A 23,708-nucleotide genomic window follows, 5' to 3' on the forward strand; every position below is an offset into this window, starting at 1 on the left:
GCCCACGCGGAACGGGGCGGCGTCTGCCGACTCGGTGTCGGGGGACGCCGCCCCGGGGGCGGAACGCGTTGCGGGTGGGCCCGCGCCGGCATGCCGGCTACTTCGGGTCGCGGTTGAACGTCGTGGTCGACCAGAAGTAGCCGAGGACCGTGAGGCCCACGCACCAGGCGACGGCGAGCCAGCCGTTGTGGCCGATCTCCCCGCCGAGCAGCAGACCCCGCAGGGTCTCGATGGCCGGCGTGAAGGGCTGGTACTCGGCGACCGGCTGGAACCAGCCGGGCATGGAGTCGACCGGGGTGAAGGCGCTGGACAGGAGCGGCAGCAGGATCAGCGGCATCGCGTTGTTGCTGGCCGCCTCGACGTTCGGGCTGACCAGGCCCATGCCGACCGCGATCCAGGTGAGCGCCGTGGCGAAGAGCACGAGCAGTCCGAAGGCCGCGAGCCACTCCAGGGCGGTGGCGTCCGTGGAGCGGAAGCCGATGGCCGCGCCCACGATCCCCACGAGGACCACACTCAGGACCGACTGCAGCACGCTGCCGACCACATGTCCGACGAGCACCGAGGGGCGGTGGATCGCCATGGTGCGGAAGCGGGCGATGATGCCCTCGTTCATGTCGCCGGCCACGGAGACCGCGGTGCCGATCACGGTGCTGCCGATGGTCATCAGCAGCAGGCCCGGGACGACGTACGCGATGTACGCGGAGCGGTCCGGGCCGCCGCCGCCGATGCCCGCGCTCATCGTGTCGCCGAAGATGTACACGAAGAGCAGCAGCAGCATGATCGGCGTGAGCAGCAGGTTCAGGGTGAGGGACGGATAGCGCCGGGCGTGCAGGAGGTTGCGGCGCAGCATCGTGGACGAGTCGCGCACGGCGAGGGACATCCGGCTCGGGCGGGCGGGAGCGGCGGGGGTGCTCATCGTGCGGTCTCCTTGGGCTGGTCGGTGGGGCGGGACAGGCCGGACCGCGCGGCGGTGTCCGTCAGGGCGAAGAACACGTCGTCGAGGTCGGGGGTGTGCACGGTCAGCTCCTCGGCCTCGACGCCGGCCGCGTCGAGCCGGTCGAGGACGGCGCGCAGTGCGCGCTGGCTGCCGTCGGACGGGATCTGCAGGGCGAGCGCCTCGTCGTCGCGGGTGACCTCGCCCAGGGCGAGGGCGGCGCTCCGGTAGGCGGCGGGGTCGGTGAAGCGCAGGCGCACGTGGCCGCCGGGGACGAGCCGCTTCAGCTCCTCCGCGGTGCCCTCGGCGACGATCCCGCCGTCGTTGAGCACGGCGATGCGGTCGGCGAGTTCGTCGGCCTCCTCCAGGTACTGGGTGGTGAGGAAGACCGTCACCCCGCCCGTGACCAGCTCGCGGATGATGCCCCACATGGTGTGGCGGCTCCGCGGGTCCAGGCCGGTGGTCGGCTCGTCGAGGAAGATGATCCGCGGGCCCCCGACCAGGGTCATCGCGATGTCCAGGCGGCGCTTCATGCCGCCGGAGTAGGTGGAGGCCGGCTTCTTCGCCGCCTCCCTCAGGTCGAACCGCTCCAGCAGCTCGGCGGTCACCCGGCGCCCCTCGGCCCTGGACAGGTGGTGCAGGTCGGCCATGAGGAGCATGTTCTCCTCGCCGGTGATCAGGCCGTCCACCGCGGAGAACTGCCCGGTGACCCCGATCGCGGCGCGGACCGCCTGGGGGTCGGCGGCCAGGTCGTGGCCTCCGATGTGGATGCCGCCGGTGCCCGGGTCGGCGGAGACGAGGGTGGAGAGGATCTTCACGGCGGTGGTCTTGCCGGCGCCGTTCGGGCCGAGCAGGGAGAAGATCGTTCCCTCGGGGACGGCCAGGTCGATGCCGTCGAGCACGGTCTTGTCGCCGTAGGACTTGCGCAGCCCGTTCGCCGCGATCGCCAGGTGGGTCATGGTGGAAGCTCCTCAGAGGCTGCGGGCGGCGATGTCGCCGTACGCGGTGGTCGCGTGGATGGTCAGGTCGGCGGTGCCGTCGGTGTTGCGCAGCGCGTTGTCGATCCGGCCGTAGCCGGTGCCGGCGTCCAGGGCGGCACAGACGCCGCGGGCGGCGACCACGGACACGTCACCGGACTCGGTGCGCAGCACGACCTCGCCTCCCATGGCCTCGGCGATGGTGATGTCGCCCTTCTGGGTGCTGATCCGCGCGGCACCGCGCAGCCGGCGGACCGAGACGTCGCCGTCCAGGAGGGTGAGGCGGGCGCTCTCGGCCTCGTCGAGCTTGACCGAGCCCTGCGCCAGTTCGAAGGCCACGTCGCCGAACCGGCCGACGCCCCGGAACTCCCCGCCGGCCGCCTTCGCCTCGACTCGGGAGCCGGTGGGCAGCTGGACGGTCACCTCGACGGCGCCGGAGTCGCCGAGGAGCCGGTTCTTCTCCGGTGCGGCCTCGATCCGCAGGACGCCGTCGCGGTACTCGACGGTGATCCGCTCCGCCGCCTTCACGTCGCTGCCCTTGGCGGCGTTCGCCGGGAGGATCTCGACGGTGGTGTCGGCACGGTCTGCGGCGATGAACCGGATGTGTCCCGCGGGGATGTCGAGAACGGCGGAGACGGGGGCGGTGGTGTCGAACTTCGGCATGGTGTCCTCCTGGCTGCTCGCTGCTTTCTGACATCACGAACGCTACGTTGCCTTCACGGATCGCTCAACAGCCTTGTTGCATTCGACTTACTTTTCCGCAGGTCAGCAGCCATTAATCGTTGCAACCGCCGAATATCTAACGCAACATCACCTCTACCTTCGTTGCAATAGATTGAAACTGAACGCTATGCTGGGGGAGTTGAGGAAGAGGAAGGGAGGCCCCCGGTGCCGGGAGGCAGACTCACCCAGCAGGAACGGCGGCAGATCGCGCTGGGACTGGCCGACGGGCTCGCCTACGCGGAGATCGCCAGAGGCCTCGGCCGCCCCACGTCGACGGTCACGCGCGAGGTGATGCGCAACGGCGGCCCGACCGTCTACCGCGCCGACCTCGCCCACCACGCCACCGAGCGGCGCGCCCACCGGCGCAGGCAGGCGGCCCCGCGCGGACCCAAGGACGCCCCGCAGGCCCCCGGGCGGGACGCCGAGGCGGTGCGGGAGTACGAGGAGACGTTCACCGTCCACTTCATGCAGTCGGGCCTGCCCAGGATGACGGCCCGCGTGCTGACGTGCCTGCTCACCACCGACGCCGGCAGCCTCACCGCCGCCGAACTGGTCCAGCGTCTCGAGATCAGCCCGGCGTCCGTCTCCAAGGCGGTCGCCTTCCTGGAGGCCCAGGGCCTCATAGGCCGGGAACGCGACGAGCGCCGCCGCGAGCACTACACCGTGGACAACGGCGTCTGGTACGACGCGATGATCGCCAGCGCCCGGAACAACACCCAGTTCGCCGAGATGGCGCGCCAGGGTGTCGACCTGCTCGGCCCCGGCAGCCCCGCCGCCGCCCGGCTGGAGAACGTCGCCCGCTTCATGGAGTTCGTCGGCGAGAGCATCGCCCGCGCCGCGGAGCAGGCCCGGGAGGTCCTCTACTCCGAGCCGCCCCGGGACGCCGCCGACCCGGCGCGCACGGGTCGCGCCTAGCCGGGCGAGGGCCGGCGCGGTCTCCCGGCGAGCCCCCTCCCGACGCGAAGGTGCCCCGGGCCGTGACGGCCCGGGGCACCTCAGACGGTCATGCCGTTCAGACGGTCACGCCGTCAGGAATGCGTGCGCAGCAGCGTCCGCATCGTCCGCATCGCGACCGACAGGTTGGACAGGTCGAAGGCGTCCGAGCCGTGGATCTCCTCCAGCGTGGTGCGGGCCCGGCCGAGGATCGCCGCGTTCTTCTGTTCCCACGCCTTGAACCGCTGCTCGGGCGTCGACGTGCCGTTGCCCACCGCCAGCACGTCCGCGGTCAGCGCCGCGTGCGCCGCGTACAGGTCCTCGCGGATCGCCGCACGGGCCATGGACTGCCAGCGGTCGTTGCGCGGCAGGTCGCTGATCCGGTCCATGAGCTGGGTGACGCTCAGCCGGTCGGCGAGGTCGTAGTACACCTCGGCGACGTCCAGCGGCTCCTTGCCCATGCGGTCGGCCACCGACACGATGTCCAACGTCGGGAAGGCCGAGGAGAACCCGGCCACCCGCGTCGCCGGCTCGTCCGGCACACCGGCGGCGGTCAGCTCGTCGTAGATGTGCTGGTACCACTCGGCGTCCGCGCCGCGCAGCAGCTTCGGCAGCTGCGCCCAGACCTGCTCGACGCGCTCGGCGAAGAAGTCCACCGTCTCGGCCAGCTCCAGCGGCTGCGGCCGGTTGTTGAGCAGCCAGCGGGTGCCGCGCTCGACCAGCCGGCGCGAGTGCAGCCGGATGCGGGTCTGGACCCCGGCCTCGACCGTGTTGTCCAGGGCCTCCACCGCGTCCCACACCGGGGAGGAGCGGAAGATCGCCCGGGCCGCGGTCTGCGCCCGCACGATCTCCTCGAGCGACGCGCCGGTCTCCTCGCGCATCCGGTGCAGGTACGTCGTACCGCCCGTGTTGACCGTGTCGTTGACCAGGACGGTCGTCGTGATCTCCCGGCGCAGCGGGTGGCCGTCGATCCGGTCCAGGAACTGCTCGCGCAGCGCCTTGGGGAAGTAGGCGTGCAGCAGGCCCTTGAGGTACGGGTCGTCGGGCAGCGAGGTGTGCAGCAACTCCTCGGCGACGGTGATCTTCGTGTACGCCAGCAGCACGGCCGTCTCCGGGCTGCTCAGACCGTGTCCGGCGGCGAGCCGCTCGCGGATCTGGCGGTCGGTGGGCAGGAACTCCAGGGCCCGGTTGAGGTGGCCCTCGCGGACCAGGTGGCGCATGAAGCGCTGCTGGGCGTGGAGCATGTCCTTGGACTGCGCCAGGGCGTTGGCGATCGCCGTGTTCTGCGCGTAGTTGTTGCGCAGGACCAGGGCGCCGACCTCGTCGGTCATCTCGGCGAGCAGCTTGTTGCGCTGCTTGACGGTCATGTCGCCGTCCTTGACAAGACCGTTGAGCAGGATCTTGATGTTCACCTCGTGGTCGGAGGTGTCCACGCCCGCGCTGTTGTCGATGGCGTCGGTGTTGATCCGGCCGCCGTGCACCGCGAACTCGATCCGGCCCAGCTGGGTCAGGCCCAGGTTGCCGCCCTCGCCGACGACCTGGACCCGCAGGTCCCTGCCGTCGACGCGGATGGCGTCGTTGCCCTTGTCGCCGACGTCGCCGTTGGACTCGGTGGACGCCTTGACGTACGTGCCGATGCCGCCGTTCCACAGCAGGTCGACCGGCGCCGAGAGGATCGCCTTCATCAGGTCGGCCGGGGTCATCTTCGTGATCCCGGACTCGATGCCGAGGGCCTCGCGGACGTGCGCGTTGACCGGGATCGACTTGGCCGTGCGCGGGAAGATCCCGCCGCCCGCCGAGAGCAGCGCGGTGTCGTAGTCCTCCCACGAGGAGCGCGGCAGGTCGAACAGGCGGCGGCGCTCGGCGTACGAGGTGGCCGCGTCCGGCGTCGGGTCGAGGAAGATGTGGCGGTGGTCGAAGGCGGCGACCAGGCGGATGTGCTCGCTGAGCAGCATGCCGTTGCCGAAGACGTCACCGGACATGTCGCCGATGCCGACGACGGTGAAGTCCTGGGTCTGGGTGTCCACGCCCAGCTCCCGGAAGTGCCGCTTGACGGACTCCCAGGCGCCGCGGGCGGTGATGCCCATGCCCTTGTGGTCATAACCCGCCGAGCCGCCGGAGGCGAAGGCGTCACCGAGCCAGAAGTTGTAGGACTCGGCGACCTCGTTGGCGATGTCCGAGAACTTCGCGGTGCCCTTGTCGGCGGCGACGACGAGGTAGGTGTCGTCCTCGTCGTGCCGGACGACGTCGGCGGGCGGGACCACCTCGCCCGCGACCATGTTGTCCGTGATGTCCAGCAGCGCGGAGATGAAGGTCCGGTAGCTGGCGATGCCCTCGGCCATCCAGGCGTCGCGGTCGACGCTCGGGTCGGGCAGCTGCTTCGCGACGAAGCCGCCCTTGGCGCCGACCGGCACGATGACGGTGTTCTTCACCATCTGCGCCTTGACCAGGCCGAGGATCTCGGTGCGGAAGTCCTCCCGCCGGTCCGACCAGCGCAGACCACCGCGCGCGACCTTGCCGAAACGCAGGTGCACGCCCTCGACCCGCGGCGAGTACACCCAGATCTCGAACGCCGGACGCGGCGCGGGCAGGTCCGGGATGGCCTGCGGGTCGAACTTCATGGAGACGTACTCGTGCGGCTTGCCGCCCGCCGCCTCCTGGAAGAAGTTCGTCCGCAGCGTCGCCTTGATGACGGTGAGGAAGGAGCGCAGGATCCGGTCCTCGTCGAGGCTCGCCACCTGATCGAGGGCCGCGTCGACCTCTTCGAGCAGGGCGTCGACGATCTCGCGCCCGGCACGCTGCCTCTCCGGCGCCATCCGCGCCTCGAACAGGGAGACGAGCAGCCGCGTGGTGTGGACGTTGTTGCGGAGGGTGTCCTCCATGTAGTCCTGGCTGAACGTCGAGCCGGCCTGCCGCAGGTACTTGGCGTACGCGCGCAGCACCATCGCCTGCCGCCAGGTCAGTCCGGCGCTGAGCACCAGGGCGTTGAAGCCGTCGTTCTCCGCCTGGCCGGTCCAGGTCGCGGCGAAGGCGTCCTGGAAGCGCTCGCGCGCGTCGTCGCCGAGGTAGTCGGCGCCGCCGGCCACCGCCTTCGGCATCCGCAGGCCGAAGTCGTAGATCCAGGCCGTCGTGCGGTCCGAGCAGCGCAGCTCGTAGGGCCGCTCGTCGGTGACCTCGACGCCGAGCCGGCTGAGCACCGGCAGCACGGCGGACAGGGAGACCGAGCCGCCCTTCTGGAAGATCTTGAACCTGCGCTCCTGGGGCGTGGCGCCCACCGGCTCGTACAGGCTCAGCGCGAACGTCCGGTCCTCGTCGAGCCGCTCCAGGTGGCCGAGGTCGGCGACCGCGGAGCGCGGACCGTGGTCCGCCTTGTAGCCCTCGGGGAAGGCGCTCCCGTAGTGGCGCAGCAGCTCGGCGGAGCGCTCCTCTCCCATCTCGGCGTTGAGCGCCTCGGCGAACCCGTCGGCCCAGGAGCGGGCGGCCTCGACGAGGCGGGCCTCGATGCGCTCCTTGTCGGCGTCGGACAGCTCCGGCAGCTCGGTGCCCTGCGGGACCCGGACCACGAAGTGCAGCCGGGACAGGATCGACTCGGTGTTCCAGGCGGTGAAGTCGACGCTGGTGCCGCCGAGCTCCTCCTTGAGGATGTCGATGATCCGCAGCCGCACCCCGGTGGTGTAGCGGTCCCGGGGGAGGTAGACGAGGGCGGAGTAGTAGCGCCCGTACTCGTCCTGCCGCAGGTAGAGCCTCAGCCGCCGCCGCTCCTGGAGGTAGAGCACCGAGGTGACGATCGGCTCCAGCTCCTCGACGGGCATCTGGAACATCTCGTCGCGCGGGTAGGTCTCCAGGATCTGCAGCAGGTCCCGCCCGTCGTGGCTGTTGGGTGAGAAGCCGGCCCGCTCCAGCACCTCCTCCACCTTGCGCCGGACGACCGGCACCCGGCGGACGGACTCGGTGTAGGCGGCGGACGAGAACAGACCGAGGAAACGCCGCTCGCCGACGACGTTGCCCTGCTCGTCGAACTTCTTGACGCCGACGTAGTCCAGGTACGACGGCCGGTGCACGGTGGCCCGGCTGTTGGCCTTGGTCAGCACGAGCAGCCGGTGCTCGCGGGCCTTGGCCCGGGCGTCGGCCGGAAGCCGCTCGAAGGACGGGCTGACCGGGTGGCTCTCCTCGGTCGCGTGGTGCGGGTCGGAGCGCAGGATGCCGAGGCCGGTGCCGGCGACGGCGGCGAGGGAGTCGTCGCCGCGCAGCTGGTACTCGCGGTAGCCGAGGAAGGTGAAGTGGTCGTCGGCCAGCCAGCGCAGCAGTTCGCGGGCCTCCTCCAGCTCCCGTGGGGGGAGGTCGTCGGGCGTGGGCTCCGCGGGTAGGTCTTCCGCGAGGCGGACGGCCGCGTCCCGCATCTTGCCCCAGTCCTCGACGGTCTCGCGGACGTCGTTCAGGACGCGCAGCAGGTCGGCGGTGATCTGCTTCAGGTCGCCGCGGTCGGTCTCGCGGTCGATCTCGACGTGGATCCAGGACTCGACGTGGGCGTCGTGCGGCAGGTCGTCGGACGGGCCGCCGTTGAGCACCTCGACGAGCTTCCCGGCGACATCGCGGCGGACGACGATCAGCGGGTGGACGACGACGTGGATGCCGCGGCCCTGGCGGGTCAGCTCGTTGGTCACGGAGTCGACGAGGAAGGGCATGTCGTCCGTGACGACCTCGACGACGGAGTGGCTGCACGTCCAGCCGTTCTCCTCGACCGTCGGGGTGTGCACCCTGACGTTCGCCGTGCCCTGCGGGCGGTTCTCCGCCAGCCGGTAGTGCGAGACCGCGGCGCCGAAGACGTCGACCGGGTCCCGGTCGGTCAGGTCCTCCGGGGCGGTGTGCCGGTAGTAACGCCGGAGGAACGCGAACACGGATGCGTGGTCCGGGGCCGGGGTGCCCGGGGTGTCCGGGGTGCCCTCGTCCGTCGTCCCAGTCGGTAGGTGCCCCCCGACCGGGCTGTTCTCAGCTACCCGGGCAGCCCTTTCGAGCAGCTCGGCCTTGGCTTCGTCCAGCTTGGTCTGCATTGTCCTCTGGCTCCTGTCGCGCGCCGTTGCGTGACGTAGAAGGAAGTACGGTCTCCTGCCTTCCGGCATGACGTCGGGACACGGGGTGTCCGGTCTGCTCCGACGCTATGCCGCAAGATGAGAGGAGCGGGGGCATATCAGCCAATGTCGCCGCGCCCGTCGGGTGTGACGTCGCTCTCGCCGTCACCGTCCCGGGGGTGCGCGGCGCCGTAGCGGGGGCCTTCGATGCCCCGTCCCGCCCGCGAAGACCAGCGACCGCCGCCCGGACACGGATGTCGTCCGTGCGTACCGGGCGCAGGGCAGGGGCGCCGGTGCCCCCGCGAGCTATCGCGCTGATCACGCCACAAGGCTATCGCCCCTCGCGGGGCCCCCGTCACGAGCCGTATGTGTACAAAAGCGGGGGTGAAACTTTGACGTTCTGCACAGATACGGCCGCCTGACGGGGGCAGCCGGGCCACACCCGCCCCTTGCGCCCGCCCTGCCCCTGGTCGCACGGTGCGGGGCCGGCCACCTCGCCGCGGGCCCCACCGCCGACGGCGGCCGGGGGACCACCCGGCGCGCGGCACGTACCGCGCCCGCCCGGCCGACCGGCGCCTACGCCGCCAGCCGCTCCGCCTCCGCCACGGCTTCCCGCAGCGTGTCCACGACCGGCACCCCGAACCCCTCCAGACTGGCCCGGCTGTGCGATCCCCCGGTGTAGAGCACGGCCCGCGCCCCCACGTGCCCCGCGGCCACCGCGTCGTCGCCGGCGTCCCCGATCACCACCGTGCGAGCGGGCTCCACCCCGGCGAGGGCCAGCTCCGCGAGGTGCCGCACCATGTGCTCGGCCTTGCTGCCCCCGGACGGCCCGGTCCGCCCGTCGACGCGTATGAAGTGGGACTCGATGCCGAAGTCCTTCACCAGCGGGACCAGCTCGTCGTGGCCGTACATGCTGAGGATCGACTGGCTGCGCCCCGCCGAGCGCCAGCCCGCGAGCAGCTCCGCCGCACCCTCGGCGAGCCCGCACCGCACGCGGTGCTCGATGTAGTGGCGGTGGAAGGCCGAGTCCATGACCTGCCACTCGGCCTCGGTGGGCAGCCGGCCCATCAGCCGCTCGTAGAACTTCGGCACCGGCACGCAGTACAGCGTCCGGTACTGCTCCAGCGTGATCGGTGTCAGCCCCAGCTCGGCGAAGGCCGCGTTGGTCGCCGCGATGATCGCGTCGTTGTCGTGGAACAGCGTCCCGTTCCAGTCCCAGACGATGTGCGCCCCTGTCTGCATCCCCATGCCCGAAAACGTACCCGCCGCCACTGACAATCAGCCGGGGACCCCGGCTGTACGCCCGAACCCGGGGCGAGGCCCGGCAACAGACACCCCGGGGCCGGGCCCATCCGCGCAACCGAGCCCAGGCGGAGGCGTCAGCCGCGCTCCCCCACCAGCGCCGGGATCTCCTGCGTGGCGTACCACAGCAGCTCGTGGTCCTCCGCGCCGTCCACGACGGACCGGGCGTCGTCGTCCCCGCCGTCCGCCGCCGCGAGGGCGTCGGCCGCGGCGGTCACGTCCGCCTCCGCGTCGGCGGAGTCGACGTGCACGGAGGCCGCCTTGGCCAGCGGCAGCGGCCCCGCGACCCGCACCTCGCCCAGCGCCACGGGACCGGGCCCCCGCCCCGCATCGGCCGAGACGCCGCCGTCGGGCACGTCGGCGGCGACCACGACCCGGCGGCGCGGCACGCCGGCGTCGGCCGCCAGCAGCCGCAGCGAGGCCAGCGCGGCCCGGTTCAGGGCGGCGTACTCCAGCTCCTCGATGTCGTCCGTGAGGTACCACTCGCGCAGCGCCGGCGTGACGGCGTACGCGACGAGCTGTCCGGTCTCCAGCTGTCCCGACCTGTGCGCCTCGGCGAGACCGGAGAGGGTCAGGGGGACGTAGACGCGCATGTGACGGCCGCTTTCGTGGTCGGGTCCACCGGAGGCACGAACGGCCTGGGGCGGGCGTGGAGGGTCTTCAGGAAGGGTCTTCAGGATACGTGCGGGTGTCCCCTTTCGGGTTCCCGCACGTGACGCCCCACACGTCCACTCCCGTCCCCGGAACTCACCCGGTGCACCCCCTCCGTCCCGGGCCCTCCCCCGGCTCCGATCACTCGGATAAGTGAACCTCCCGGCCCCCTCGCCCCGGCCGCCCTCCTCCTTGCCGTACCGCCCCGCCACCCCGTACAAGATCCACGACCACGAAGTTACTGCCCGGTATCACCTCGGCCGGGCCACCGAACGGGGAGTCCCCATGCACAAGGTCATGACCAGGACCCAGCTCAGCCCGGCCGGCACGTCCCTCCTCGCACCGGACCACGCGTCTCTCGCACCGGACCACGCGTCCGCGAGCGCTCCCGCTCACGCTCCCGGTGGCCTCCCGCCCCGCAGGCCCGGCGGCAGCGGGACGCGGGCCACGGCGACCGGTGGCCGCCCGCCGGGCTCCCCGGGCAGGGCCGCGCGGGCCCGTACGAGGCCGACGGACACCCGCCCCGCCGCGACCGGTCCGGGCCGTACCGGCGGGACGAACCGGCGGGCGGCGGTGGGCGCCCCCGGGACGGGCCCCGCCGCGCCGGCCGCACGCGGGTCCGCCGTGGCTCCGCAGCCGCCTCTCGTCCCCGCCCAGACCCCTTGGCGCCCCGTCCCGCAGCTCCGCCCCACCGACCACTTCGCCGAGCTGCTCCTCCACGTGCTCAGCGGCCGACGCCCCGTCCACTCGATGCTCCGTCACACCGTCGGGCGCGCCTACGACGAGCTGGCCCGCCTCGCCGAACGCGGCCCCCTGCGCACCCGCGGCGCCCTCCCCGTCGTCCGGGACATCGGCTACTTCGAGCCCCGGCCGGGCGCGCTGGAGGTCTTCGCCCGCATCGGCGCCGGTGACCAGCTCCGCGCCATGGCCTTCCGCCTGGAGCGGGGCCGGGATCTGCGCTGGCGCTGCACGGCGGTGGAGCTGGGCGGCCCCCGCGGGCGGCACACGGACGACGACTGAGCGGCCCCCGCCCCGGGACAGGCCGAAGGGCCGGGCACCCAGAGGTGCCCGGCCCTTCCACCGGCCGGTGCGGCACCCGCGGGCGCCGCACCGTCACTTCACGCTGCCACCGCCGGCACTGTCACTTCGAGCGCTCCGTCACTTCGAGCGCTCCGTCGCTTCGTGCGCTCCGTCGCTTCGTGCGCTCCGTCGCTTCGTGCGCCGTCGCCTCCGCGGTCACTTCTTGCGGCGACGCCCGCCCTTGGCCTGCTTGCGGCGCTCCGCGCGCGTGAGCCCGTCGGACTGCGGCTGCGGCTCGCCGTCGGTGGTGAAGTCGCCCTCGACGACACCGCCCTCGCCGTCCACGGTCGGCGCGGAGAAGTGCAGCCCCCGGCGCTGCGGGGCGTCGAGTCCCTTGGCGCGGATCTCCGGGCGGGCGCCCGTCTGGGCCGGGACCGCGTCCTGCGCGCCCTTCTCCAGCGACGGCGCCGTGTCCTCGACCGGAACCTCCTCGACCTGCTGCTCGACCTGGACCTCCAGGTTGAACAGGTAGCCGACGGACTCCTCCTTGATGCCCTCCATCATGGCCTGGAACATGTCGAAGCCCTCGCGCTGGTACTCGACCAGCGGGTCCTTCTGCGCCATCGCGCGCAGGCCGATGCCCTCCTGGAGGTAGTCCATCTCGTAGAGGTGCTCGCGCCACTTGCGGTCCAGGACCGAGAGCACGACCCGGCGCTCCAGCTCACGCATGATCTCGGAGCCGAGCTGCGCCTCACGCGCCTCGTACTGCTCCTGGATGTCGTCCTTGATGGACTCCGAGATGTAGTCGGCGGTCAGACCGGCCCGGTCGCCGGCCGCCTCCTCCAGCTCCTCGACGGTGATCTTCACCGGGTAGAGCTGCTTGAAGGCGCCCCAGAGCCGGTCGAGGTCCCAGTCCTCAGGGAAGCCCTCGGCGGTCTCGGCCTGCACGTACGCGTCGATCGTGTCGCCCATGAAGTGCTGGATCTGCTCCTGCAGGTCCTCACCCTCCAGGACGCGGCGCCGCTCGCCGTAGATGACCTCGCGCTGTCGGTTGAGGACCTCGTCGTACTTCAGGACGTTCTTGCGGGTCTCGAAGTTCTGCGTCTCCACCTGCGACTGGGCGGAGGCGATCGCGCGCGTGACCATCTTGTTCTCGATGGGCACGTCGTCCGGAACGTTCGCCATCGACATCACGCGCTCGACCATCTGGGCCTTGAACAGCCGCATGAGGTCGTCGCCGAGGGAGAGGTAGAAACGGGACTCGCCGGGGTCGCCCTGACGGCCGCTGCGGCCGCGCAGCTGGTTGTCGATACGGCGCGACTCGTGCCGCTCGGTGCCCAGCACGTAGAGCCCGCCGAGGTCCTTGACCTCTTCGAACTCCGCCTTGACCGCCTGCTCGGCCCGCTCCAGCGCCGCGGGCAGGGCCGCGGCCCACTCCTCGATGTGCTCCTCGGGGTCGAGGCCGCGCTGGCGCAGCTCCGCCTCCGCGAGGTCCTCGGGGTTGCCGCCGAGCTTGATGTCCGTGCCACGGCCGGCCATGTTCGTCGCCACCGTCACGGCGCCCTTGCGGCCCGCCTGGGCGACGATCGTCGCCTCCCGGTCGTGCTGCTTGGCGTTGAGCACCTCGTGCTGGACGCCGCGCTTGCTGAGCTGCTGCGAGAGGTACTCGGACTTCTCGACCGAGGTGGTGCCGACGAGGATCGGCTGGCCCTTGCGGTGCTTCTCCTCGATGTCGTCGACGACCGCCTCGAACTTCGCGACCTCGGTGCGGTAGATCAGGTCCGACTGGTCCTTGCGGACCATCGGCCGGTTGGTGGGGATGGGCACCACGCCGAGCTTGTAGATCTGGTGGAACTCGGCGGCCTCGGTCATCGCCGTACCGGTCATGCCGGACAGACCGGGCAGTTCCTTGCCGTTGTGGTCGTGGCGCTTGTAGAGGCGGAAGAAGTTCTGGAGCGTGATCGTGGCGAGCGTCTGGTTCTCGTCCTTGATGTCCACCCCTTCCTTCGCCTCGATCGCCTGGTGCATGCCCTCGTTGTAGCGGCGGCCGGCGAGGATGCGGCCGGTGTGCTCGTCGACGATCATGACTTCGCCGTCGATGACGACGTAGTCCTTGTCCTTCTTGAAGAGTTCCTTGGCCTTGATGGCGTTGTTCAGGTAGCCGACCAGCGGGGTGTTCACCGACTCGTAGAGGTTGTCGATGCCCAGCCAGTCCTCGACCTTGGCGACACCCGACTCGTGGATGGCGACGGTGCGCTTCTTCTCGTCGACCTCGTAGTCGCCGGTCTCCTCGATGCCCTTGAGGGTGTTGCCGGCCTCGCCCCGCTTCAGGCGCGTGACCAGCTTGGCGAAGTCGCCGTACCACTTGGTGGCCTGGTCGGCCGGACCGGAGATGATCAGCGGCGTACGGGCCTCGTCCACCAGGATGGAGTCGACCTCGTCGACGATGGCGAAGTTGTGGCCACGCTGGACGAGTTCGTCCTTGGACCACGCCATGTTGTCGCGCAGGTAGTCGAAGCCGAACTCGTTGTTCGTGCCGTAGGTGATGTCGCAGCCGTACATCTCGCGGCGCTGGGCCGGCGTCTGGTTGGCGAGGATGCAGCCGACGCTCAGGCCGAGGAACTTGTGGACGCGGCCCATCATCTCGGAGTCGCGCTCGGCCAGGTAGTCGTTGACCGTCACGATGTGGACGCCCTCGCCGGCCAGGGCGTTGAGATAGGCGGGCAGCGTGCCGACGAGGGTCTTGCCCTCACCGGTCTTCATCTCGGCGACGTAGCCCATGTGCAGGGCGGCGCCGCCCATCATCTGCACGTCGTAGTGGCGCTGGCCCAGGACGCGCTTGGCGGCCTCCCGGACGGTGGCGAAGGCTTCGGGAAGCAGGTCGTCCAGGCTCTCACCGTCGGAGTAGCGCTGCTTGTACTCGTCGGTGAGCGCCCGCAGCTCGGCGTCGGAGAGGTCGACGAAGTCCTCTTCGATGGAGTTGACCTGGTCCGCGATGCGGTGCAGCTTGCGCAGGATCTTGCCTTCGCCTGCACGCATGATCTTCGAGAGGACGGACACGGGGGTTGGTCTCCTTGCCGGTCGGGCCTGGGACGGTCGTTTTCCTGTGACGTACTGAGCAACGGCCATCGTATGCGAGGACCCCGCCGCCCCGGGAGCCTGCTGTGACGGGGACCGTGTGCTCCTTCATCCAGCTTCCGGTCTGCTGTCACCCGGTTCAACGTCCGGGCTCCGCGGATGGTGCCGCGCCCACAGGGAAACACGCGGAAAGTGACCCTCCGTTCACACAAGGTAAAAAGATGGCGCCCGCCGAGGGCGCCGCGCAGAATCGGCCGATGGAAACCCTCACCCTCACCACCGACCGCCTCGTGCTGCGCACGGTCGGCCGCCAGGACACCGACGCCGTGTACGCCGCCTGCCAGGATCCCGACATCCAGCGCTGGACCACGATCCCCTCGCCCTACCTGCCGGAGCACGCGAAGGGCTTCACGGAGCAGATGGTCCCCGACGGCCTCGCGAACGGCTCCATGTTCACCTTCGGCCTCTTCCTCCCCGCCGGTGACCTGGTGGGCGTGCTCGGCGTCACGGTGGTCTCCCCGGGCGTCGGGGAGATCGGCTACTGGGGAACCAAGGAGTACCGCGGCCGCGGCTACACCACCGAGGCCGCCGTCGCCGTCGCCCGCTGGGCCTTCACCGAGCGCGCGATCGACCGCCTGGAGTGGCGCGCCGAGGTCGGCAACACGGCCTCCCGCGCGGTGGCCCTGCGCGCGGGCTTCACCATGGAGGGCACGCTGCGCTCCGCGATCAGCAACGACGGCGTGCGGCGCGACTGCTGGATCGGCTCCCTCCTGCCCTCGGACCTGGCCCTCCCGTCGGCGGCCCCGTACGTGCCGGCGCCCTGACCCTCCGCGCCGCCCGCCCGCGGGCTCCCCTTGTCAGACCCACCGCCTATCGTGCGGACGTATGACGACCCTCCCGCCCCCCGCCACGGACCTGTCCGCAGACGAGGCCCGCCGCCTCGCCCTCCGCGCGCAGGGGTTCCTCGGCGCCCCCGACCGGCGCGGAGGCGTCCGCGGTGTCCTGCGTCATCTCGGCGCGGTGCAGCTCGACACCATCTCGGTCCTCGCCCGCTCCCACGAGCTCGTCCCCTACGCCCGCCTCGGCGCGGTGGGCCGCAAGGCGGTCGAGGCGGCCTACTGGACGGACACCCACGCCTTCGAGTACTGGTCGCACGCCGCCTGCATCCTCCCCATCGAGGAGTGGCCCCACTTCGCCTTCCGCCGCCGCGCCTACCGCAACCGCCCGCAGTGGAACCACGACCTACCCGACGGTGTCTACGCCCAGGTCGTCAAGCAGCTCCGCGCCGAGGGCCCCCTCACCGCGACGGACCTGGGCGGCGCGAAGAGGACCAGCGAGTGGTGGGACTGGTCGGGGACGAAGGTCGCCGTGGAGCGCGCGCTCATGTACGGCGAGGTCGTGTGCGTCGAGCGCCGCGGCTGGAAGCGGGTGTACGACCTGGCGGAGCGCGCCGTCCCGGCCGGACTGCTGCACGACGACCTCGACGACGCGGAGTGCCTGCGCCGCCTGGTCCGGCTGGCCGGCCAGTCGCTGGGGGTAGGCACGCGCGCGGACATCGCGGACTACCACCGCCTCAAGGCCGAGCAGGTCGACGCCGTCATCGCCGAATCGGGGCTCGTCCCGGTCACGGTGGAAGGCTGGGGCAAGCCCGCGTGGGCGGACCCCGCGGCCCTCGAAACACCCCCGCGCGGCCGGCACCGCACGACGCTGCTGTCGCCCTTCGACTCCCTGGTCTGGGAGCGGGCGCGCACGGAACGGATCTTCGGCTTCACCCACCGCCTGGAGGCCTACGTGCCCAAGCAGAAGCGGGTGCACGGCTACTTCGCGATGCCGGTCCTGGCGGGCGGGCGGCTCGTCGGCCGCGTGGACCCGGCCCGCGAGGGACGCACCCTGGTCGCCAGGCAGGTCACGCTGGACGACCCCAAGGCGGTCCCGGCGGTGGCCCAAGCCCTGGTCGAGGCGGCGGGCTGGGTGGACTGCACGGACGTGCGCGTGGAGCGGGTCGACGCGCCGGACCTGCGCGAGCCCCTTGCCGGGGAGCTGGCCCGCCTGCTCGCCTGACCGGTCACCGGATCTCGAGGATCTTCTCCCGCATCGCGTACACCACGGCCTCCATCCTGGAGTGCAACTGCAGCTTCTCCAGGATGTTGCGCACGTGGTTCTTCACGGTGTTCTCGGAGATGAACAGTTCCTTGGCGATGTCCCGGTTGTTCATTCCCGTGGCGACGAGCTTGAGGACCTCCAGCTCGCGGTCCGTGAGCCGCGGCGCGGGCACCAGCCGGCGTTCGTCGGTCCGCTGGATCATCGACTTGAACTCGGTGAGCAGTTTCGACGCCATGGAGGGGCTGATCTGCGACTGCCCGTCGGCCACCGCGCGAATGGCGGTGGCCACCTCGTCCGTCGAGATCTCCTTGAGGAGATAGCCGGTCGCGCCCGCCTTGATCGCGTCGTAGAGGTCGGCCTCCTCGTCGCTGATCGTCAGCATGATGATCTTCGCGCTGGGGGCCACCTCCTTGATGGAGGTGCACGCCTCGATCCCGCCCCGCTTCGGCATCCGCACGTCCATCAGGACGATGTCCGGCAGCAGGTCGGCGGCCTTCTCCACGGCCTCGGCGCCGTCCCCGGCCTCCCCGACGACCTGGATGTCCTCCTCGGCCGCGAGCACGATCTCCAGTCCGCGGCGGAACAGGGCGTGGTCGTCCACCACCAGGACCCTGATCGGCTCCTCGCGCGCGGAGCCCGCGTCCGGGCCCATGCCGTCGGCGCCGTCGTCGATCCCGTCGACGCCCTCGCCCCGCATCGGTCCGAAAGTGTCCGCCATCGTTCCTCCCCCTGAAGGCTGTGGCCCGAGGTCCTGAGCCATCGCCAACCCAGAGCAACGACCCACCGGTTGGGCCGTTGCCGCCATGATTCCATGTCCGGCCGACACCGGGGGGACGAGCGGCGCCACGAGGGGGTCGCAAGCCTCGCGCACCGTCGCACACCGGTGCCCCTGGGGGCGCACACGCGCTCCAGGGGCACCGACTGTTCCGGCGTCGTCAGCCGCCCAGCGCGTCTCCCGCCTCGGGAGCGTGCGACTGGGTGACCATCGTGTCCGTGGTGAGGTGGATCACGCCGTAGTCATAGGCGTGCCGCCGGTAGACGACGCTGGGTTCCTTGGTCTCGGAGTCGACGAACAGGTAGAAGTCGTGCCCGACCAGCTCCATCTCGTAGAGCGCCTGGTCGAGGGTCATCGGCGCGGCCACGTGGGTCTTCTCGCGGACGACGAGCGGGCCGTCGCCCTGCACCTCGAGCGAGCCGATCTTCTTGGTGGGGACGCCGTCCTGCTTCTCCTCCGGGACGATCTCGCCGTTCCCGTTCAGGGTCGCGGCGCCGGGGACGTGGTCGGCGACCTCGGCCGCCGAGATCCGGCGCGATCCGCGACGCGAGAAGCGCTTGTCGTGCTGCTTGCGCAGCCGTGCGTCAAGCTTCTCCGCCGCCAGGTCGAGCGCCGCGTAGGGGTCGCTCGCCGCTGCCTCCGCCCGGATCACCGGACCGCGGGAGCGGAGCGTGATCTCCACTCGGTCACAGCGGTCGGCCTGTCGGGGGTTCGGCTCCTTGGACACCTCGACGTCGAGGCTGATCACCTTGCCATCGAGCTTCTGGATCTTCTCCAGCTTCAGCTTCTCGGCCACGTGCTTCCGGAACCGCTCGGGCACCTCGGTCTTGCGGCCCTTGACGACGATGTCCACGCAGAACTCCGTTCCCGGATTGCTCCGCTTCGACGGCGGAGCATCTCCCTTTCGCACCAGATTCCGGTCCGTACCGGAACCTCGGACTCGGTGACTTCCACCTCCTCCCCCGCGGGCGGTATCTCCACTCCCCCGGTGCGGGTGATGACGTGGGAACCCGCAGCGCGGCATTCGGATTCGGGAGGTGCGGCCTGCGGCTTTGCCTCACAACCGAACATATCTCGCCGGGGCGGAAGTCGTCACCCTCTACTGCGACGTACCTCCGTTCCGGTGAATTAGCCCTCCCATTACCTGCAACAACACAAGTTCCCAGTCAGTTCCGGTTCATTTCGAAGGCTTCCGGTGACGCCGCGACCACTGCCGCGCGGATCACTCGACGTACCACGCCATCGCCTCCGTTCGGACCCGCCATTCGCGGCCCGGTCTTCCGTTCCTCTCTGCCTTCCCCTGGCGCCGACGGATACACAGCCGATCTTCCGCTCGGGTGCCTGCCCGGCCCCGTCCGGCGCTCGGACCCGGCGACCCTCCCGGCAAGCGTCTCCACCGTGTCCGCCCGGGCCGTCTCCGCACGCACGGCGCGCGCCGCCTCCGTCAACGACGCCCCCGTCGTCATCAGGTCGTCGACCAGGACGACGGACCCCCCGGTCCACAGCAAGCGGCCCCCGCCGGGGACGACAGCCAGTGCGCCGGCCAGGTTGTCGAGCCGCTGCCGGGCGTCGAGCCCCGACTGGTCGGCCACGGCTCGGCGCTGGCGCAGCACGGGCACCACCCGGGCGGCCATCCCGTCCCGCCGCAGCTGTGCGGCGGCCGCGAGGGCGATCCGCCGCGCCGGGTCGTGTCCGCGCCGCCGCACCGCCCGCCGCGCGGACGGCACGGGCACCAACAGCACCGGCCCCCGCCCGGCCGATCCCGTCGCCGTCCCTCCGGCGTCCCCGCGCGCCTCCCGCAGACCTGCGCGCACCGCGCCCGCCAGCGCCGCGCCGAGCGGCGCCGTGAGAGCCAGCGCGCCGCGCTCCTTGTGGGCCAGCAGAGCGGCCCGCACCTCGTCCGCGTACCGCGCGGCCGCGTGCACGACCGGCAGCCCGGGCGGCTCCGGCACCGGCCGCACCCGGCTCGGCGCGGCCCCGCTCAGGGCCGTACGGCACCCGCCGCACAGCACGGCACGCACCCTGCCGCAGCCGCCGCACTCGGCCGGCAGCACCAGGTCCTCGAGGTCCCGCCACCATGTCCGCACGGCCACCACTGTGCCCACGCCGGCAGGACTCGACCAGGCCTGTGGAAAACGCCGGAGAAGTCCCTGTGGACAACTCCACGCCCCCGCCGTCGCGCCTCACCCACACGAGTGCGCAACCGCACCGCACGCCCCGGGGCTCACCCCGGATAGACCGGCGCCGTCCCCTCCGTCACCTTCTGCCACTGCAGTCCGGACGGCAGCCGGACGATCAGGTTCTCCGAGTACGCCACCAGCGGCAGCCGCTCGTCCTCCGTCGCGGCGATCTCCTTCACGCCCGTCAGGGCGGCGGGCACCGACGCCTCCGGCGTGGACCCGTCGACCTGCACGTACCCGATCTGCTGAACGCCCCCGCGCTCACGTCCGACCACCACGAGCCGGCTGTCACCGGCCCAGGACATCGCCGTGACCTCTTCCAGCTCGGGGGTCGCGGAGCGGGGTTCGACGACGGTGACCGCGGGCGGGCCGCCGGCCTTCCCGTCCCGCTCGATCCGGCCGATGAGCAGCGAGCGCTCGTCGTCCTTCTCCACGATCAGCGCGATCCGCACGCCGTCGGCGGCCACGCGGACCGCCTGGACCCGCCCGTCCAGCCCCGGCGTCCGCACCTCCACCGGCGCGCCCGCGCCCTTCTCCAGCAGCAGCAGGCGGGGGTCGGCCGGGTTACGGTCGGCGATCCACAGGTCCCCCTGCGCGTCCCAGCTGGGCGGCGTCAGCCGGTCCGCCTCCGTCTTGCCCCTGCTGACCAGCACCGGGTCGCCGAGCGAGCCCCCCGACACGAGCGACCCGACGTACAGCGACTTGTTGTCCAGCCCGATCCCGGCCGCGCTGTGCTCGTCCCGCGACACCGCCACCGACCGCAGGGCCGCCGCGCCCTCGCCCAGCGCGCCGGGGACGCGTTCCGGCCGGGTCCCGTTGCTGCCGGCGGCGATGCGGACCAGGCGGTCCTCGTCGTCGACGAAGTACAGGTAGTCGGGACGCTGGGCCGAGCCGCGCGTCGCCACCGCCTCCGCGCGGTCCTCGGTGAGCGAGCAGAGCTGCTCACGGCCCGAGCGCAGCTCGACCTCGTCCACCACCGGGGTGAGGTTCTGCAGGGTGAACAGGAGCTGCGCCGCCATCTCGTCGCACTTGCCCGCGCCGGCCCCCGCCGCTTCGCCGTTCAGGGGCACCGTCAGCTTGTTGTGGTCGTCGGGGGTGAGCGAGTCGACGTTCTCGGCGAGCGCCGTACCGGTCGGGAAGCTGGACCGCACCACCGGACCGAGCAGGCTCGTCGGACCGCTGATCAGGGAACGCACCACCTGGGTCATGGGGTCCACGAGCCGCCGCACGTACACCGGATCGGCGACGGCGGCCGGCTGCGCACTCGTACCGGCCTGGGTCGTGGGGCCCGTGTTCGAGGCGAAGTAGTACTTGTTGACGGACATGTAGGTGCGCTGGAAGTCCGACTTGCCCATGATGACGCCCTGCGGCACGGCGTCGATGCGCCACTGCCCGCTCTTGCCGTCGCGGGTGAGGTGGACCGGTTCGCGGTACTGGCCGTCCGTCGGCGTGTACGACTGCTGGGCGTCCACCGTGGCGACCCGGGCGCCGGTCAGCGTGACCGAGTAGTCGTTGGCCTCCTCACGGCTGCCGGAGTGGTCGGACTCGGTTCCCGGTCCGCCCGCGAGCACCGTGGTGGAGCGTTCCGGCTCCCAGGTCCTCGCGGCCTCGCCCGTCAGGTACTGACGGGCCGTCTCGTAGTGCGGTTCGTTGCTGGTCAGCGCCTCCAGGAAGCCCTGCACGATCTCCGTGGGCGAGTCGCCGTCCCGCGGCGGCATCGCGAAGACCCGCACCTGCGGGTCCTGGCGCGGCGTGGAGTCCACCCCGCGCAGGTCCCCGCTGTCGGGCATGGACGCGCACCCCGCCAGCAGTACGACGCCGCAGACGGCGTACGCCACCGAGCGTGCCGGCACCCGCCGACCGCTCCCCCCGCGGTCAGCGCCCACGAGTTGCCTCCCCATGCCTGCTCGTTTCCTCCGGCCCGGCGTCCGGGCGGTCCGCCGCCTCGGGCGCGGGCCCGCCGTCCTGTCTCCGGGCGCCCGACACGGGCCGCGGCACCACGCGCGCGCCGTTGCCGGGCATCGCCGTCGGGTCGGCCGTCGGGGTCGCCGGGGCCGACCGCGGGGGTATCGGGCCCCGCGCGGACACCGGGTCCTGTCCCCCGGTCGCCTGCGCCGGGACGCCGACCGCCCTGTCCCCGCCGCGCGGCGAACCGGCGTCACGGGGGCCGGAGTCGTCGAGACCGGCGTCGTGCAGCCCGCGGTTGCGACGGGAGTCCGTCGGCTCCAGCGGTATCGGTGAGCCCCGCAGCGGCTCGTCCGCGGTCCTGGGCAGCGTCAGCCGGAACTGCGAGCCGCCGCCCGGCTCGCCCCAGGCCTGTAGCCAGCCGCCGTGCAGCCGCGCGTCCTCCAGGGCGATGGACAGGCCCAGTCCCGTACCGCCGGTGGTACGCGCGCGTGCCGGGTCGGCCCGCCAGAAGCGGCTGAAGACCCGGGTGGCCTCGCCGGGCTTGAGCCCCACGCCGTAGTCGCGCACCGCGACGGCCACGGCACCGCCCGCCGCCGCGAGCTTGACGACGACGTCGTGACCCTCGCCGTGCTCGACGGCGTTGACGACGAGGTTGCGCAGCACCCGCTCCACGCGCCGGGCGTCCGCCTCGGCGACCACGGGCTGCTGGTCGCCGACGACGCGTATCCGCGTGCCCTTGCGCTCGGCGAGCGGCTCGGCGCCGCTGACGACCCGCCGGACGACCTCCCGGAGGTCTATCGGCTCCGCCTCGAGCGCCGCGGCGCCCGCGTCGAAGCGGCTGATCTCCAGCAGGTCCGCGAGCAGCGTCTCGAACCGGTCCAGCTGGTCGGCGAGCAGCTCCGCCGACCGCGCGGTCACCGGATCGAAGTCCACGCGCGCGTCGTGGATGACGTCGGCGGCCATCCGCACGGTCGTCAGCGGGGTGCGCAGCTCGTGCGACACGTCGGAGACGAAGCGCCGCTGCATCCGCGACAGGTCCTCGAGCTGGCTGATCTTCAGCTGGAGGTTCTGCGCCATCTTGTTGAAGGCCTCGCCGAGCCGCGCGATGTCGTCCTCGCCGGTGACCTTCATCCGTTCCTGGAGCCGCCCGGCGGACAGCCGCTCGGCGATGCTCGCCGCCATCCGCACCGGCGTGACGACCTGCCGTACCACCAGCCACGCGATGGCCCCCAGCAGGACCACGACGAACAGCCCGGCCGTCGCCAGCGTCCCTCTGACCAGGCTCAGCGACTCCTCCTCCTGGGTCAGCGGGAAGAGGTAGTACAACTGGTACGGCTCACCGTTCGGGTCGTTGACCTGCTTGCCGATGACCAGGCCGGGCTGGGAGGCCCCGTCGGAGTCGTAGGTGATCCGCGTGTAGCTCTGTGCCGCCGCCGTGTCGCCGTCGATCCGCTCCCGCAGCTCCTCCGGCACGCTCTGCGACCAGTTGACCAGGCCTGAGGCGCGCGGGCCGCGACCGCTGCCGCTGTCCCCGCCCATGGGGAGCGTGACCACGTCGAAGGCGCCCTGGCCACCGCTGGAGAGCGACTTCACCAGTTCGCTCATCCACTGGATGACGTTCTGCGGGGAACGGCCGTCCACGGGAGCGCCGTCGTCGCCGCCGACGCTCGCCGCCTCCTCGGCCTTCTGCCTGGCCACCGCGAACCCGCCGGTGGCCTGGCTCTGGGACGCCTTCACCTTGGCGTCCAGCAGGCCGTTGCGGACCTGCCCGATCACCACGAAGCCGAGCAGCAGCACCACGCCCAGCGACATCAGCAGCGTGGTCACGACGACCTTGAGCTGGATGTTGCGCCGCCACAGCCGCATCACGGGCAGCAGGGGACGCCGGACCCAGCGTATGAACAGCCGGAGCACCGGACTGCCCTGCACCCCGCCGTGCAGCAGCCCGCCGTCGAGCAGCCGGCGCCAACGCGAACCGGCGGGCGGGTGGCCGACAGGCCGTCCGGCGCGGGCCCCGGACCGGCCGGGCGCCGAAGCGGCACTGTCCCTGCTCAT

At 71.7% G+C, this 23,708-nt stretch carries 16 protein-coding genes; 4 read left to right on the top strand and 12 right to left on the bottom strand.

Annotated elements, in window-relative coordinates:
* Positions 1-97: 97 nt before the first annotated feature.
* Genes ACZ6EG_RS31880 through ACZ6EG_RS31890 form a run of 3 tightly spaced genes read right to left on the bottom strand, consistent with a single transcriptional unit; the run spans position 98 to position 2,574 of the window.
* Positions 98-916 carry an ABC transporter permease gene (locus ACZ6EG_RS31880; RefSeq protein ID WP_391968258.1) on the bottom strand — a complete coding sequence of 273 codons (819 nt, stop codon included), beginning with the start codon at positions 914-916 and terminating at the stop codon, positions 98-100.
* On the bottom strand, positions 913-1,893 hold the full coding sequence (locus tag ACZ6EG_RS31885; protein ID WP_469609870.1) for an ATP-binding cassette domain-containing protein: 981 nt from the start codon (positions 1,891-1,893) through the stop codon (positions 913-915). The genes ACZ6EG_RS31880 and ACZ6EG_RS31885 overlap by 4 nt, the downstream gene beginning before the upstream one ends.
* Before the next feature lie 12 nt (positions 1,894-1,905).
* Positions 1,906-2,574 (bottom strand): DUF4097 family beta strand repeat-containing protein, encoded by a 669-nt coding sequence (locus tag ACZ6EG_RS31890; RefSeq protein WP_391972988.1) that lies wholly within the window; start codon positions 2,572-2,574, stop codon positions 1,906-1,908.
* A gap of 225 nt (positions 2,575-2,799) precedes the next feature.
* Here ACZ6EG_RS31890 and ACZ6EG_RS31895 point away from each other — a divergent pair, with 225 nt between their 5' ends.
* The gene (locus tag ACZ6EG_RS31895; protein WP_391972987.1) at positions 2,800-3,549 is read left to right on the top strand and encodes a GbsR/MarR family transcriptional regulator; all 750 of its coding nucleotides are present in this window, start codon (positions 2,800-2,802) and stop codon (positions 3,547-3,549) included.
* 113 nt (positions 3,550-3,662) lie between these two features.
* Here ACZ6EG_RS31895 and ACZ6EG_RS31900 read toward each other — a convergent pair whose 3' ends face one another.
* The 3 genes from ACZ6EG_RS31900 to ACZ6EG_RS31910 form a co-directional block, all read right to left on the bottom strand.
* The gene (locus tag ACZ6EG_RS31900; RefSeq protein ID WP_391972986.1) at positions 3,663-8,618 is read right to left on the bottom strand and encodes an NAD-glutamate dehydrogenase; all 4,956 of its coding nucleotides are present in this window, start codon (positions 8,616-8,618) and stop codon (positions 3,663-3,665) included.
* Between the two features lie 594 nt (positions 8,619-9,212).
* Positions 9,213-9,884, bottom strand: a complete 672-nt coding sequence (locus ACZ6EG_RS31905; RefSeq protein ID WP_469609875.1) for an HAD family hydrolase — start codon at positions 9,882-9,884, stop codon at positions 9,213-9,215.
* A 131-nt stretch (positions 9,885-10,015) separates the two neighbouring features.
* Positions 10,016-10,531, bottom strand: coding sequence for a DUF6912 family protein (locus ACZ6EG_RS31910; RefSeq protein ID WP_391972984.1), 516 nt, complete (start codon positions 10,529-10,531; stop codon positions 10,016-10,018).
* A 343-nt stretch (positions 10,532-10,874) separates the two neighbouring features.
* Between ACZ6EG_RS31910 and ACZ6EG_RS31915 the strand changes: the two genes are divergently transcribed.
* The gene (locus ACZ6EG_RS31915; protein ID WP_469609878.1) at positions 10,875-11,609 is read left to right on the top strand and encodes an Rv3235 family protein; all 735 of its coding nucleotides are present in this window, start codon (positions 10,875-10,877) and stop codon (positions 11,607-11,609) included.
* A gap of 216 nt (positions 11,610-11,825) precedes the next feature.
* On the opposite strand, the gene secA is transcribed toward ACZ6EG_RS31915, so the two are convergent.
* Positions 11,826-14,669, bottom strand: coding sequence for a preprotein translocase subunit SecA (gene secA / locus ACZ6EG_RS31920; protein WP_469609881.1), 2,844 nt, complete (start codon positions 14,667-14,669; stop codon positions 11,826-11,828).
* A gap of 275 nt (positions 14,670-14,944) precedes the next feature.
* Between secA and ACZ6EG_RS31925 the strand changes: the two genes are divergently transcribed.
* Complete coding sequence (locus tag ACZ6EG_RS31925) at positions 14,945-15,511, top strand: GNAT family N-acetyltransferase (RefSeq protein WP_391972981.1); 567 nt, start codon at positions 14,945-14,947, stop codon at positions 15,509-15,511.
* A 61-nt stretch (positions 15,512-15,572) separates the two neighbouring features.
* Positions 15,573-16,748 (top strand): winged helix-turn-helix domain-containing protein, encoded by a 1,176-nt coding sequence (locus ACZ6EG_RS31930; RefSeq protein ID WP_391972980.1) that lies wholly within the window; start codon positions 15,573-15,575, stop codon positions 16,746-16,748.
* A 4-nt stretch (positions 16,749-16,752) separates the two neighbouring features.
* Here the strand turns inward: ACZ6EG_RS31930 and ACZ6EG_RS31935 are convergent, their stop codons facing one another.
* The 5 genes from ACZ6EG_RS31935 to mtrB all read right to left on the bottom strand — a co-directional run bounded on the left by ACZ6EG_RS31935 (position 16,753) and on the right by mtrB (position 23,708).
* A complete protein-coding gene (locus tag ACZ6EG_RS31935) occupies positions 16,753-17,508 on the bottom strand; it encodes a response regulator transcription factor (RefSeq protein ID WP_356612080.1) in 756 nt (251 codons plus the stop codon).
* 217 nt (positions 17,509-17,725) lie between these two features.
* The gene (gene hpf / locus ACZ6EG_RS31940; protein WP_356612078.1) at positions 17,726-18,418 is read right to left on the bottom strand and encodes a ribosome hibernation-promoting factor, HPF/YfiA family; all 693 of its coding nucleotides are present in this window, start codon (positions 18,416-18,418) and stop codon (positions 17,726-17,728) included.
* 313 nt (positions 18,419-18,731) lie between these two features.
* Positions 18,732-19,652 carry a ComF family protein gene (locus tag ACZ6EG_RS31945; RefSeq protein ID WP_391972979.1) on the bottom strand — a complete coding sequence of 307 codons (921 nt, stop codon included), beginning with the start codon at positions 19,650-19,652 and terminating at the stop codon, positions 18,732-18,734.
* A gap of 137 nt (positions 19,653-19,789) precedes the next feature.
* A complete protein-coding gene (locus ACZ6EG_RS31950) occupies positions 19,790-21,631 on the bottom strand; it encodes an LpqB family beta-propeller domain-containing protein (RefSeq protein ID WP_469609887.1) in 1,842 nt (613 codons plus the stop codon).
* The gene (gene mtrB, locus ACZ6EG_RS31955) at positions 21,621-23,708 is read right to left on the bottom strand and encodes an MtrAB system histidine kinase MtrB (protein ID WP_391972977.1); all 2,088 of its coding nucleotides are present in this window, start codon (positions 23,706-23,708) and stop codon (positions 21,621-21,623) included. Before mtrB ends, ACZ6EG_RS31950 begins: the two co-directional genes overlap by 11 nt.

Source organism: Streptomyces sp. NPDC041968 (assembly GCF_055589025.1).